The organism is Acinetobacter sp. WCHAc010034, from assembly GCF_001696615.3.
Classification (GTDB): Bacteria; Pseudomonadota; Gammaproteobacteria; order Pseudomonadales; family Moraxellaceae; genus Acinetobacter.
The window spans coordinates 192,944-205,252 of record NZ_CP032279.1 but is presented as its reverse complement, the minus strand read 5'-3'; the positions used below and the strand labels follow the sequence as shown (position 1 = coordinate 205,252).

13 protein-coding genes and 1 pseudogene are annotated in these 12,309 nt (G+C 47.7%); 5 read left to right on the top strand and 9 right to left on the bottom strand.

Going from position 1 to position 12,309, the window contains the following annotated elements:
• Nucleotides 1-6: 6 nt before the first annotated feature.
• The 4 genes from BEN74_RS02290 to BEN74_RS02275 all read right to left on the bottom strand — a co-directional run bounded on the left by BEN74_RS02290 (nt 7) and on the right by BEN74_RS02275 (nt 4,421).
• Nucleotides 7-681, bottom strand: a complete 675-nt coding sequence (locus BEN74_RS02290; RefSeq protein WP_068911470.1) for a YoaK family protein — start codon at nt 679-681, stop codon at nt 7-9.
• A 36-nt stretch (nt 682-717) separates the two neighbouring features.
• Entirely contained in the window at nt 718-1,914 is a 1,197-nt protein-coding gene (gene sstT / locus BEN74_RS02285; RefSeq protein ID WP_068911472.1) for a serine/threonine transporter SstT, read from the bottom strand.
• Between the two features lie 206 nt (nt 1,915-2,120).
• A complete protein-coding gene (locus tag BEN74_RS02280) occupies nt 2,121-3,857 on the bottom strand; it encodes a SulP family inorganic anion transporter (RefSeq protein WP_068911475.1) in 1,737 nt (578 codons plus the stop codon).
• A 240-nt stretch (nt 3,858-4,097) separates the two neighbouring features.
• Nucleotides 4,098-4,421 carry an ArsR/SmtB family transcription factor gene (locus tag BEN74_RS02275; protein ID WP_068911477.1) on the bottom strand — a complete coding sequence of 108 codons (324 nt, stop codon included), beginning with the start codon at nt 4,419-4,421 and terminating at the stop codon, nt 4,098-4,100.
• A 286-nt stretch (nt 4,422-4,707) separates the two neighbouring features.
• Here BEN74_RS02275 and cysK point away from each other — a divergent pair, with 286 nt between their 5' ends.
• The 5 genes and pseudogenes from cysK (at nt 4,708) to BEN74_RS02255 (ending at nt 9,529) form a co-directional block, all read left to right on the top strand.
• Nucleotides 4,708-5,706 carry a cysteine synthase A gene (gene cysK, locus BEN74_RS02270; RefSeq protein ID WP_068911479.1) on the top strand — a complete coding sequence of 333 codons (999 nt, stop codon included), beginning with the start codon at nt 4,708-4,710 and terminating at the stop codon, nt 5,704-5,706.
• Between the two features lie 465 nt (nt 5,707-6,171).
• A pseudogene (locus BEN74_RS19890) lies at nt 6,172-6,813 on the top strand (copper ion binding protein); the annotation flags it as partial.
• Between the two features lie 90 nt (nt 6,814-6,903).
• Nucleotides 6,904-8,844, top strand: a complete 1,941-nt coding sequence (locus tag BEN74_RS02265) for a copper-translocating P-type ATPase (protein WP_416240783.1) — start codon at nt 6,904-6,906, stop codon at nt 8,842-8,844.
• A 1-nt stretch (nt 8,845) separates the two neighbouring features.
• Nucleotides 8,846-9,262: a Cu(I)-responsive transcriptional regulator gene (gene cueR / locus BEN74_RS02260; RefSeq protein WP_068911483.1), complete on the top strand. Its 417-nt coding sequence runs from the start codon at nt 8,846-8,848 to the stop codon at nt 9,260-9,262.
• Nucleotides 9,263-9,334: 72 nt separating this feature from the next.
• Complete coding sequence (locus BEN74_RS02255; RefSeq protein WP_068911485.1) at nt 9,335-9,529, top strand: heavy-metal-associated domain-containing protein; 195 nt, start codon at nt 9,335-9,337, stop codon at nt 9,527-9,529.
• A gap of 169 nt (nt 9,530-9,698) precedes the next feature.
• Here BEN74_RS02255 and BEN74_RS02250 read toward each other — a convergent pair whose 3' ends face one another.
• The 5 genes from BEN74_RS02250 to BEN74_RS02230 all read right to left on the bottom strand — a co-directional run bounded on the left by BEN74_RS02250 (nt 9,699) and on the right by BEN74_RS02230 (nt 12,307).
• Nucleotides 9,699-10,010, bottom strand: coding sequence for a tetratricopeptide repeat protein (locus tag BEN74_RS02250; RefSeq protein ID WP_068911488.1), 312 nt, complete (start codon nt 10,008-10,010; stop codon nt 9,699-9,701).
• Between the two features lie 2 nt (nt 10,011-10,012).
• On the bottom strand, nt 10,013-10,945 hold the full coding sequence (locus BEN74_RS02245; RefSeq protein ID WP_068907481.1) for an IS5 family transposase: 933 nt from the start codon (nt 10,943-10,945) through the stop codon (nt 10,013-10,015).
• Nucleotides 10,946-10,972: 27 nt separating this feature from the next.
• Entirely contained in the window at nt 10,973-11,167 is a 195-nt protein-coding gene (locus tag BEN74_RS02240) for a hypothetical protein (protein ID WP_068912248.1), read from the bottom strand.
• 227 nt (nt 11,168-11,394) lie between these two features.
• The gene (locus BEN74_RS02235; RefSeq protein ID WP_086374411.1) at nt 11,395-11,484 is read right to left on the bottom strand and encodes a hypothetical protein; all 90 of its coding nucleotides are present in this window, start codon (nt 11,482-11,484) and stop codon (nt 11,395-11,397) included.
• 217 nt (nt 11,485-11,701) lie between these two features.
• The gene (locus tag BEN74_RS02230; RefSeq protein ID WP_068912246.1) at nt 11,702-12,307 is read right to left on the bottom strand and encodes a TetR/AcrR family transcriptional regulator; all 606 of its coding nucleotides are present in this window, start codon (nt 12,305-12,307) and stop codon (nt 11,702-11,704) included.
• Between the last annotated feature and the right edge of the window lie 2 nt (nt 12,308-12,309).

Below are 12,309 nucleotides of genomic sequence, written 5' to 3'. Positions count from 1 at the left end.
CCAAACTCAATTTTGAATATGCCGGTAACGCAGATAGATGACCCAATATACAGTGCTTAACGCTAAGCTGAATGCTGCCGGGACAAGAAACGAATTCAATTTTAATAAAGGATAAATCAAGCTGGCAATAAGCCCGCCTATAAAAAATCCAAATAAAATCAGTAAATGCAGAATTACCCGCTTGCGCTCGACCTCCAAGCCTCTGGCGCGGTAGCCCAAAGCCAGGCCTAAGTCTGTCAATACGCCGGATAAGTGCGTGGTGCGGATAATGGTGCCTTTATAGTGGCTGACCATGGCATTCTGCACGCCCATCGCCACGCAGGCCCAAAGCAGCGCATAGCGCGGAAAATAGGGCAGCAGCAACCAGCACAGGAACGTGAAAAACGCCACAAGGCTCAATGGCGCGCCGTAGAGCCTGCCCAGGCGGAAATGGCTATTGCCTAAAATCAGCCCGCTGTAAAAAGAACCAATCACATAAGACAGGGTAATGCAGAAAAGGTAAACAATAGATGCCGGATGCCAGTTTAAAACCGCCAGAGCCAGCATGCTGACGTTGCCCGTCATATGCGAAACGGACTGGTGCAGAACAGTCACCAGCCCCAGCACATTGACCATGCCCGCATTCATTGCGAGAAAGAATGCGCCAAATTGAACCCACAGCGGCAAGGTATAAAAAGGCATAGCACATTGAATAATTAATATACGTTTATCAGTATATTATCTTAAACCGCGGTCTACTGCAGCAGTAAATAGCACGTCAGTCGAAGAATTCAGCGCAGTTTCAGTCGAATCCTGCAGCACGCTGATCACCATGCCGATGGCGACAACCTGCATGGCAATATCTGACGAGATGCCGAACAGGCCGCAAGCCACCGGAATCAGCAGCAGTGAGCCGCCGGCAACGCCCGATGCCCCGCATGCGGAAACTGTGGCAATGACAGACAGAATCAGCATGGTGGTGAAGTCAACCGAAATGCCCAGCGTATGCACAGTGGCCAAAGTCAGTACGGTAATGGTCACGGATGCGCCTGCCATGTTGATGGTCGCGCCCAAAGGAATGGCCACGCTGGCGGTCGATTCCGGAACGCCTAAGCGTTTCGCAAGATCCAGGTTCACCGGAATATTGGCGGCTGAACTGCGGGTAAAGAATGCCGTGATGCCGCTTTCGCGCAGGCACTGAAATACTAAAGGATATGGATTTTCCCGGGTCACTAATCCCACCATCAGCGGATTGATCGCCAAAGCCACAAAAAGCATGGTACCCAGCAGTACGGCCAGCAGGTGCGCATAGCTGACCAGCGTGCTTAGGCCTGCATCCGCAAAAGTCACCGCCACCAAGCCGAAAATGCCGATTGGCGCAAAGCTGATCACAAGACGGATCACCCGGTTTACTGCCTCAGCTGCTTCAGTCAGGAATACTTTGGTCTGGTCTGAAGCATGGCGGAAAGCTGCGCCCAAAGCCACAGCCCAGGCTAAAATGCCGATGAAGTTGGCTTCGCTGATGGCTGTAACCGGGTTGGCAACAAAGCTCAGCAGCAGGTTCTTTAAAATTTCCGCAAGGCTGCCGGGAGGGCTCAATTCACCTTGGGCCGGCGCATCTAAAAACAGAACGCTAGGGAACAGCATGCTGGCGACTACTGCGCTTAAGGCCGCAAAGAGCATGCCTGAAGCATACATCAGCATAATCGGCTTGATATAAGCATTGCTGCTGCCGACTTTAAAGTTTGCAATAGAAGATAAAACTAAGACAAAAACAAGAATCGGGGCAACCGATTTAAGCGCTTTAATGAATAGGTCGCCAAGCAGGCTGAGGTACGGCGCAGCGTTTGGAAAAAGAACGGCAACCAATACACCTAAAATTATGGCAATAATAATCCGGGTGACTAAACTCAAACGCGTAAAAGCTGAAAACATAGGGGAGCCTTGTCAGAATTACGATGACAAAATGTTGAAAATAAGCCCGATATTTTATACTGAAAATCTTTCAGGCTTAAAACAAATCTGATATAAAAATTAAGTGCTTATTTTTTCAATTGATATTCTATATTTTCGCAGCCTATTTTCAGGCAGGCCATAAATTTCATGGCCTGCTTCCTTGATAATCTGCGATTTTTTCCCATTTAAATAAGATATTCGGCCGTATTGCGCGACAGGTCCTGCATGGCCTGATAGTGCGTCAGGTAAATCTTGCCGCTGAGCTGCCGCAGCAGTTTTGAGTGCTGCAGCCTGTCCATCACCGGGCCTTTGATTTCTGAAAAATGCAGGCGGATATCCAGCTTGTCCAGCTCGCTGTTAATATCTTCCAGCATTTCCAAAGCGCTGAAATCGATGCTGCTGACGCTGGAGCAGTTGATGACCACATGCCGCAGCTGCGGGTGCTGGCTGACCTGATTGATCAAAAAGCCCTTTAAGGCATTGGCATTTAAAAAGGTCAGGTTTTCATCAATGCGCATCGACATAATTTCAGGCGAGGTCAGCACATGGCGGCGCTGCACATTCCTGAAATGCTGCGTGCCTTCCACCAAGCCAATCACCGCTATATGCGGGCGGCTGATGCGCCAAAGCATTAAAATAAATGTGGAAACAATGCCGATCATAAGGCCTGTGGAAATATCAATAAAAATCACGCCAAAAAATGTAATCCACATGGCGATGCCGTCGGCCTTGGAATAGCGCCAAGTGTCCAGAAAAGGCTTGAAATCCGCCAGTTTCCAAATGGAAACAATAATCGTGGCGGCCAGAATCACCAGAGGCAGGTCTTTAAAGAATCCGGTGAAATACAGCGTGACCAGAATAATCAGCAGCGAGGACAGCACCCCGGCCATCGGCGTTTTAGCGCCGGCATCAGCATTCACCACGGTGCGCGACAGGCTGCCGGTCACTGGAAATGTTGAGGTCAGGCCCGCGCTGATATTGGCTAAGCCAAGCGCCGCCAGCTCCTGATTGCTGTTCAAATGGCTTCTCTGCTGCAGCGCCGTGGCCTGCGCAATTGACAGTGACTCTACAAAGCTGATCATGGCGATCATGGCTGCGCCGGGCAGCAGCGTCAGCACCAGATCTAAGTTCCAGTGCGGAATGCGCACCGGCGGAAAGCCTGAAGGAATTTCGCCCACGGTTTTAATGCCGAGATCTTTCAGCCCGAAATATACGGTTAAGGCAATGGAAATGACCACCAAAATGAGAGGCACAGATTTGACAATGAAATTGGTCGAGCCGATGCGCCCCTGCACAGCCTGGGAATTTAAAATTTTAGGCAGATAAATTAAAAACAGGATTGAGGCGATGCCGAAAATCAGGGAGGTCATGTCGGCATTCGGCATGTACTGCACCAGACTTTGTATGAACTCTGGAATGCTGTTGCCATTCAGCGGAATATCCACCAGAAACTTAAGCTGGCCTAAGGCGATCAGCAGGGCTGAGGCGATAATAAAGCTCTTGATGACCGGATGGCTGATCAGCTGAATCAGAAAGCCGAAACGCAGCAGGCCCAGCAGCAGTGAAATGATGCCGACCAGCAGCGCCAGCAGCATGGCGGCTTCAATATAAGCCGGAGAGCCCGCTTCAAATAAAGGATTCAGCGTCGCAAAGGTCATCATGGAAATAATGGCGACAGGTCCAATCGACAGCGTGGTGCTGCCGCCGATCAGCGCATACATGATCATGGGAATCATGCTGGCATACAGCCCCATAATCGGCGGCAGGCCAGCCAGCATGGCATAGGCCATGCCTTGCGGCACCAGCATGGCAATCACAATCAATGCAGCCAAGGCGTCAGACTTGAATTTGCCGGCGCTGTAGTCCTGCAGCCATTGCCATGCGGGAAGATGCTTTAAGATTTGAGCTTTGAAATCCGGCATAAAATAGTCTAAATCACAATTTAATATATATTATGCACAAAAAATGCTAAGAAGTCTTGGCCTGCTTGAAATTTGGCTGTGCAAGCCGCCGCCCGCGTGGCGGCGTGACATCTGCTGGCGCTGAAAGCGCAGAAAATAAAGGAAGGGAGGGTAAGGCAGAAAGGCTGAGCAATAGATTCAGGCTGCCAGCGCAGGATGATGCAGAGCCCTTCTTGAGGCTCCGCTGCCAGCCCTTAAGTGTTAAAGCGGCTTGTGCGCCTGATGGCAGTACAGCTGATACAGGGTCTGCAGCACAGTGACTAAATTCGGGTCTTTGATTGAGTAGTAAATCTGCTTGCCGTCACGGCGGGTTGTGACCACATCGCTTTTGCGCAGCATCATCAGCTGCTGTGAAAGCGTAGGCTGGCTGATTTGGGTAATCTGCTCAATTTGCGAGACATTCAGTTCCTTTTGGGCCAAATGGCATAAAATCAGCAGCCGGTCTGTATTGGCCAGCGACTTTAAAACGCCGACAACCAATTCTGCAGAATCGCGCATGCTGCTGATTTCTAAATCGCTATTCATTCAGGGTGCCTATTCTGCCTGTGCAAAACCTTAAGTATACGGTTATAGCAATTTAATTCATTGAATAAATAGAATGATTTTTATGGTTTTTAGTGAAATAAAGTATTATTTTTACTGATATGTAAATAAATGATGCATCAGATATTCTTATTGCTCAATATCAGGGCAATTTCTGCAAAAAGCTAAGCTATTTTAGAGTGTTGAACTTAAATAGCATACGCGCGCAATGAAATATCGGTATGATGCAGAATGTACTTTTTGATGTAAAAATATCAAGGAAAGACTCATGACGACAGATTCAGCATTCCCAGCGCCAGCGAATTTAGGCATTGCGGTTTACAGCAACAATGCAGAAGCCATCGGCAATACGCCGCTGGTGCGCATTAACCGCGCAATTTCAGGCGGGGCCGCGGTTTTAGCCAAAGTTGAAAGCCGCAATCCGGCATTTTCAGTCAAATGCCGCGTAGGGGCGGCGTTGGTGGCGGATGCAGAAGAAAAAGGCTTATTAAAGCCGGGCATGCACATTGTTGAGCCAACCAGCGGCAACACCGGTATTGCGCTGGCATTTGCAGCGGCCGCCAAAGGCTATGAAATTACCCTCACCATGCCGGCCAGCATGAGTATTGAGCGCCGTAAAGTGTTGAAATCTTTCGGGGCAAATCTGGTTTTGACTGAACCGGCAAAAGGCATGAAAGGCGCGATCGATGAAGCGGTGCGCCTAGTGGCGGAAAATCCGGAGCTGTATTACCTGCCGCAACAGTTTGAGAACCCGGCCAACCCTAAAATTCATGAATTGACCACCGGCCCTGAAATTTGGGAAGCGACCGGCGGCAAAGTGGATATTCTGGTTTCCGGCGTCGGGACAGGCGGGACAATTTCCGGCATTTCCAGCTATTTTAAAAAAGTCAAAAATCAGCCGCTTTATTCTGTTGCGGTTGAACCGGCGGAATCGCCGATTATTGGCCAGGCCAAGCGCGGTGAGCCGCTGACGCCGGGGCCGCATAAAATTCAGGGCATTGGCGCCAACTTCATTCCAAAGAACTTGGATTTAGACTTGGTTGATGAAGTCATGGCGATTGAAAGCGCGGAAGCCATTGCGTGGGCGCGCAAGACTGCGACGCATGAAGGCATTCTGGTCGGCATTTCCAGCGGCGCAGCCATGGCGGCCGCGGCGAAATTGGCTGCCCGCCCTGAAAATGCTGGCAAAACTATTGTGGTGATCTTGCCAGACAGCGGTGAACGCTATTTATCTTCGGTATTGTTTGAAGATATTTCCGCAGATTAATGGCTTAAGGCTGCCTAAGCGCAGCCTGCAAAGCTGAATCCACAGTATTTGAAATGATCTGATTGATGCTGAAGCCAGGCGGCGGAAACCGTCTGGCTTTTTTATGGCGATTTTTACGTTTTCCCAGCTGATGAAGGCTGCGGTAGTCAGCATTTTTGCTGAAGTTCTGCAATAAGCGCTTTAACTTTTTTTGATTATTTACGGTGGGTTTTTACCTTTTAAAAATTAAATTTCTGGGAAGCTATTGCTATCCTATAATCAAGTAAAACAACTATTTAAAGCAAAAAAATGAGGCAATGCAAGCGCCGCAGCTTAAGAGCGAAAATCATCAATGAATCATTCATGCCAATCACGGTTTTGCGCTAATTTACTGAACAATAAAAACCCGCTGCTTAAGTGCTTGACCTTGCCAATATGGCAAAGTTTAAGCTATAGAATATATTCAGTGATGCATGAGGGGTTTACATGAGTATGCCAAATTCATCGGTAAAAAATCAGTTCAGTTTTGACATAGAAGGCATGACCTGCGCCTCCTGTGTGTCGCGCGTCGAAAAAGCATTAAAGAAAGTTGAAAATATAGAAGAGGCGTCAGTCAATTTAGCGACTGAAAAAGCCTTAGTCAGCAGTTCCAAGCCGATTGATGCGCAAGCGGTCATTCAGGCGGTTGAAAAAGCCGGCTATGACGTTCCATCCAAAACGATTGAACTGAAAATAGAAGGCATGACTTGCGCTTCCTGCGTGTCCCGCGTGGAAAAGGCCCTGAAGAAAACCGCAGGGGTCATTGAGGCATCGGTCAATTTAGCCACTGAAAAAGCCACGGTGAAAGCGCTGAACAGCGTAGACGCCGCTGCGCTGGAGGCTGAAGTGCAGAAAGCCGGCTTTGCTGTCGCATCTAGAGCCGTTGAGCTGAATATTTCAGGCATGACCTGCGCCTCCTGCGTGTCGCGTGTGGAAAAAGCGCTGAAAAGTGTCGATGGCGTTCAGTCCGCCACAGTGAATTTGGCCTCAGAAAAAGCTTTTGTTCAGGGCGGCCAGCTGGCTGACCTTATCGCCGCGGTCAAAAAAGCCGGCTATGAAGCGCAGCTGGCGCAAACAGATGATCAGGCGCAGGCGGACAAAAAACAGCAGGAATTAAATACCTTAAAGCGCGATTTAATCATCGCCTTGATTCTGGCCGTGCCGGTCTTTGTGCTGGAAATGGGCTCGCATATGATTCCCGCATTCCATCATTGGATTTACAGCACCATTGGCGCGCAAAACAGCTGGTATCTCCAGTTCGCATTAACCACGCTGATTCTGCTGCTGCCGGGCCGGAGATTTTTTGTGCATGGCGTGCCGGCCTTGCTGCGTGCCGCGCCGGATATGAACTCTCTGGTGGCGGTAGGCACGCTTTCCGCTTACGCTTTTTCATGTGTTGCGACTTTTATGCCGCAGGTGCTGCCGGCAGGCACTGTCTATGTGTACTTCGAGGCCGCCGCCGTCATTATTGCCTTAATTCTGCTGGGCCGCTATCTGGAAGCCAAAGCCAAAGGCCGGACGTCGCAGGCGATTCAGTACCTGATCGGCATGCAGCCGAAAACCGCCCGCGTAGAGCAGGACGGGCAGTATATTGAACTGAATATTGATCAGGTGAAGTCAGGCATGCTGCTGGAGATCCGCCCGGGAGAGCGCGTTCCGGTAGACGGCGAAGTGATTTCCGGCAAAAGCTATATAGATGAATCGATGATCAGCGGCGAGCCTATTCCGGTTGAAAAAACCGCCGGACAGCAAGTGGTGGGCGGCACAGTCAATCAGAACGGCAGCCTGACGGTGCAGGCGACTTCTGTCGGGCAGGACTCCGTGCTGGCGCAGATTATTCAGCTGGTAGAGCAGGCGCAAGGTTCAAAACTGCCGATTCAGGCCTTGGTGGATAAGGTGACGCTGTGGTTTGTGCCTGCAGTCATGGCGCTGGCGGCCTTAACTTTTATGGTCTGGTACTTCTTTGGCCCTGAGCCAAGCCTGACCTATGCCTTGATTAATGCCGTGGCAGTGCTGATTATTGCCTGCCCATGCGCGATGGGTTTGGCTACGCCGACATCGATTATGGTGGGCACAGGGCGCGGCGCGGAATTGGGCGTGCTGTTCCGCAAAGGCGAAGCGCTGCAGCTGCTGAAAGAAACCAAAGTGGCAGCGGTGGATAAAACCGGAACTTTAACCGAAGGCAAGCCGGCCTTGACGGATTTCCAAGTTACAAACGGCTTTGAAGAACATGAAGTCTTGCGCCTAGTGGCCTCTGCAGAAGCCAAATCTGAGCATCCGATTGCGCATGCGATTGTGCAGGCAGCCGAGCAAAGGCAAATTGCTTTGGCGGATGTTGATGCGTTTGACTCCATTACCGGCGCAGGCATTCAGGCCCAAGTCGGCGGACAGCAGCTGCATATTGGCGCAGACCGCCTAATGCAGAATCTGGGCCTGAGTACGGATATTTTTGCCGGCACAGCCGCTGCGCTGGGCGAGCAGGGCAAAACCCCGCTGTATGTGGCAATTGACCAGAAGCTGGCGGCTATTATTGCCGTGGCGGACCCAATCAAGGAAACCACCTTCAGTGCGATTCAGGCACTACATGATCAGGGCATAAAAGTAGCGATGATTACCGGCGATAACCGCCATACCGCAGAAGCGATTGCCCGGCAGCTGAACATCGATACGGTGATTGCGGAAGTCTTGCCGGAAGAAAAAGTGCAGGCGGTGCAGCAGCTGCAAAAAGAATACGGCTGCACAGCCTTTGTCGGTGACGGCATTAACGATGCGCCGGCACTGGCGCAGGCGGATGTCGGCCTTGCGATTGGCACTGGAACCGATATTGCGATGGAAGCCGCCGATGTGGTGCTGATGTCCGGCAACCTGCAGGCCGTGCCGACGGCGATTGGGCTGAGCACCGCCACTATGAACAATATCCGCCAAAACTTATTCTGGGCCTTTATTTATAATGCAGCGCTGATTCCTGTGGCGGCCGGCGCGCTGTATCCGTTCTTTGGCATACTGCTGTCGCCGATTTTGGCGGCCGCCGCCATGGCGCTGTCATCGGTCTTTGTGGTCAGCAATGCGCTGCGCCTGAAAGGCTACCAGCCGACGTGGATGAAGCAGATGGAGGGTTAAAATGAATATTGGACAGGCTGCCAAGCAGTCAGGCATATCCGCCAAAATGATCCGCTATTATGAGGAAATCGGCCTGCTGCAGGCGCCGAAGCGCACAGACGCCGGTTACCGCATGTACAGCGATCAGGACATCAAGACCTTAAAATTCATTCAGCATTCGCGTGAGCTGGGCTTTTCCACGGAACAGATGAAAGAGCTGCTTGGGCTGTGGAAGAATCAGGGCCGGCAAAGCGCCGAAGTGAAGCAGCTGGCGCAAAAGCATATTGACGCCCTGAACCGCAAGATTGCCGATTTGCAGGCGATGGTGAATACGCTGCAGCAGTCGGTGAACTGCTGCGCGGGAGATCAGCAGGCGGAGTGCGTTATTTTGAATCAAATTGAACAGGGGGCTGTGCAAGAGCAGCAGCCCCTAGCTTGATGTGTAAAGCGCTTGACCTTCACCTAATGGGAAGCTTTATAGTGCACTTAAACCTTACAAAGGAACAGCAGTATGAAATTACGTATTGATGCAATGACCTGCGGCGGCTGCGCGCGCAGCGTGACAGCAACGATTAAAGGCATTGACCCGAATGCAGCGGTTGATATTGACGTGGCGTCTAAGCTGGTGAATGTGCAGACCGCTGCAGATGAACAGAAAATTTTAGATGCCTTGGCGGCGGACGGCTTTCCTGCAGTCAATGCCTAAGCGTTAAAAGATGCAAAAAAAGCCTGAATCATTCAGCAATGTTGAGCAGCTAAGGAGTTTCAATAGAAACTCCTTAGCTTTTTTGAGTTATTCAGGGCGGAGTCTTACCGTTTTAAATCCGCCTTTAAAAGTAACTTGCTTTTAGAGAGCTAAATATCGGCTTACTCTATCAGGTATTTTTTGTTAGGCCTAGTTTTTTCATTTTTAAGTAATAAATTTTGTAATTTTTTCTAGCCTCTTCTTTTTGGTTTAATGCTTGATAAACATCTGCGATGTTTAAATAAGCTGCGACTCTATCAGGATCTCTTTTTAATACATTTTTTAAAAAAAATAAAGACTCATTATAATATCCTAACTTATATAAATAAAATGCTGAGTTATTTATTTCTTCAATACTATCATTGCTTAATAAAGGCAGTTGGCAATTCAGGCGGCTTTGTTGCACAAAGATTTGAAATACAAAGCCCCCTAATTGAGCCAAATTTAAGGCGTAACTTGGGTAAGTGGTCGACCTAATTCCGTAAATCTGTTGAGGACTGCTACACGTGCATGAATTTCATTGACTTGGCTATCAAATTTTCTTGCACTGAGTTTATCCCCCAATAATTTGATGCAATGCATCTTAGTTTCGACCAAACTTCGGCAATGATAGCCGGACCATTTTTTCCATAATGTCCTGCCTAAACGTTTAACTGTTCGAAGTAATTCATTTCGCGCTAGCGAGCTGATCTTTGTATCTTTCCATGGTTTCGCATTTTTTCTAGGTGGAATCACCGCATGCGCTTGCCGATCTGCAATGACCTGACGGCATTGCTTGGTGTCATAAGCTCCATCGGTATAAACAGAGTCAATCTGCTCATCTTGTGGAATCTGATCGAGTAAATCACCAAGCACTTGTGAATCACTCACATTATTTGTAGTGAGTTGAATGGCGCGTATTTGAAGGGTTTCAGCATCTATACCAATATGAAGTTTACGCCATTGGCGACGATATTCAGGTCCATGTTTCTTCCTTTTCCATTCACCTTCACCTAAAAACTTTAGACCGGTAGAGTCTACCAGCAAGTTAAGCCCACCACTGCTTTTTTGATAATTAATCGCAATATCAATATGTTTTTGTCTTCTGCAAAGCGTACTGTAATCTGGTGCGGTCCAATTTAATCCACAAAGTTTAATCAGACTTTGCACAAAGCCAGTGACCATACGTAAAGATAGACGGAATAAGGATTTAATCATTAAGCAGCATTGGATAGCTGCGTCGGAGTAGGTTTGATTTCGCCCTTGTTTGCCTTTTGATGGAGCATACCATTGCGTAGCAGGATCAAACCAAATGGCAATATTTCCGCGACTCATGAGTGCTCGGTTATATGCGGGCCAATTGGTTGTGCGATAGATTTTGTGTATAGGCTTCTTCATTTGAAAATTATATCGCTGAAAAAGCCTTTACAGATAGGTTTGTGCAACAAAGCCTTTTTTTGATTTAAATAAATAGTTATTTGGAATTTCATCCATTGGAATATCAGTCTTGAATTGATCAACTTTTAGTAAGCTGCAATTTTTAAAATCTATTAAATCAAAATTTGCATAACTATGATTAATTGCTATAGAAAGCAAAAATATGAAAGTAATTTTTTTCATTTTTTATTACCTTTTATTTTGGTTATTAAATTCTTAGATTTATTAAATTTTGCAAGAGAACCTATCATTTCTGGCTGATGCTTTCCATCATATTCAATGAGTATTGCTTCATAACGTCAGTAATTTTTCCCAAGGACTGGAGGTTTTCTTAAAAAATTATTTAATGCTGCCTCAAAATCCCTGACTGCATGTGCAGGCCTGTTTACACTTTTATCCAGAACTATAGTTTAACCTGAATATATTTTAACGCAGCCTTTTATCTTATTAGAAACAGTTAAACTCATAGTGGCGAGGACTTCTGTTGCTTCACGCTTCATATTTTCATTGATTCGAGCCGTTACGAATGCATTCTATTTAAAAAATCATTGCTCCGCCTTGCGCTTCGAATAAAAGCACTGCTTTTATTCTTGCTCAGGTTGCGGATGGCGCTTCCGCATATCAAATAAAACCTAGGATTCTAAAAGAAAAAACCAGTCAATTTCTTAACTGACTGGCACTATGAAAAATTCAGGCTTTTTTATGGCGCAGGGAAACTTAAACCGCTGAGATTTTATCCGGCGTCATCAGCGCCTGATTGACATACAGCTTGATTAAGCGCTCGCGTGAGCCGATTGATTTCTGATAATGGGTCGAGTTCAGCAGCAGCGATGCGCCGTAAGTGACTGTCCAGATATAGGAAAGATAGTCGCGGATCGACATTGCGCTGTCTAAGGATTTTAAATAAGCGCTGGTCATTTCCTTAATTTCAATAATGCGCTCTTCGCGTATTTTATACAGCGCTTCAAATAGGTCCTTAAGCTTGCGCTCATTGTTGGTCAGGCGCTCTTCAATGACATGCAGCAGTATGGTCCGGTTTGAATTCAGCATGTTGTACAGCATGTATTGCGAAACATAAGTTTTAATATCGTTATTATATTTTTTAGAAATTTCCAGCAGGCGCTGCTCATTTAAAATAATCAATTCTAAATACAGCTGATTTTTGCTTTTAAAATGCTTGTAAATGGTGCCTTTGGCGATATCCAGCTCGCAAGCCAACTCACTTAAAGTAATATCCTGATTATTATCAAGCAATAACGTTTCTGCCATCGCTAAAATTTTCTCTTTGCGAAGTAGAAAATTCTGTTGGCGTACTGTAGTCATCT

What these genes read in the sequence shown, in the direction of transcription:
- BEN74_RS02245 (WP_068907481.1), bottom strand. Translation starts at nt 10,945, where the DNA reads ATGAAGAAGCCTATACACAAAATCTATCGCACAACCAATTGGCCCGCA.
- sstT (WP_068911472.1), bottom strand. Translation starts at nt 1,914, where the DNA reads ATGTTTTCAGCTTTTACGCGTTTGAGTTTAGTCACCCGGATTATTATT.
- BEN74_RS02275 (WP_068911477.1), bottom strand. Translation starts at nt 4,421, where the DNA reads ATGAATAGCGATTTAGAAATCAGCAGCATGCGCGATTCTGCAGAATTG.
- BEN74_RS02230 (WP_068912246.1), bottom strand. Translation starts at nt 12,307, where the DNA reads ATGACTACAGTACGCCAACAGAATTTTCTACTTCGCAAAGAGAAAATT.
- BEN74_RS02235 (WP_086374411.1), bottom strand. Translation starts at nt 11,484, where the DNA reads ATGAAGCGTGAAGCAACAGAAGTCCTCGCCACTATGAGTTTAACTGTT.
- BEN74_RS02240 (WP_068912248.1), bottom strand. Translation starts at nt 11,167, where the DNA reads ATGAAAAAAATTACTTTCATATTTTTGCTTTCTATAGCAATTAATCAT.
- BEN74_RS02280 (WP_068911475.1), bottom strand. Translation starts at nt 3,857, where the DNA reads ATGCCGGATTTCAAAGCTCAAATCTTAAAGCATCTTCCCGCATGGCAA.
- BEN74_RS02255 (WP_068911485.1), top strand. Translation starts at nt 9,335, where the DNA reads ATGAAATTACGTATTGATGCAATGACCTGCGGCGGCTGCGCGCGCAGC.
- cueR (WP_068911483.1), top strand. Translation starts at nt 8,846, where the DNA reads ATGAATATTGGACAGGCTGCCAAGCAGTCAGGCATATCCGCCAAAATG.
- BEN74_RS02265 (WP_416240783.1), top strand. Translation starts at nt 6,904, where the DNA reads ATGGGCTCGCATATGATTCCCGCATTCCATCATTGGATTTACAGCACC.
- cysK (WP_068911479.1), top strand. Translation starts at nt 4,708, where the DNA reads ATGACGACAGATTCAGCATTCCCAGCGCCAGCGAATTTAGGCATTGCG.
- BEN74_RS02290 (WP_068911470.1), bottom strand. Translation starts at nt 681, where the DNA reads ATGCCTTTTTATACCTTGCCGCTGTGGGTTCAATTTGGCGCATTCTTT.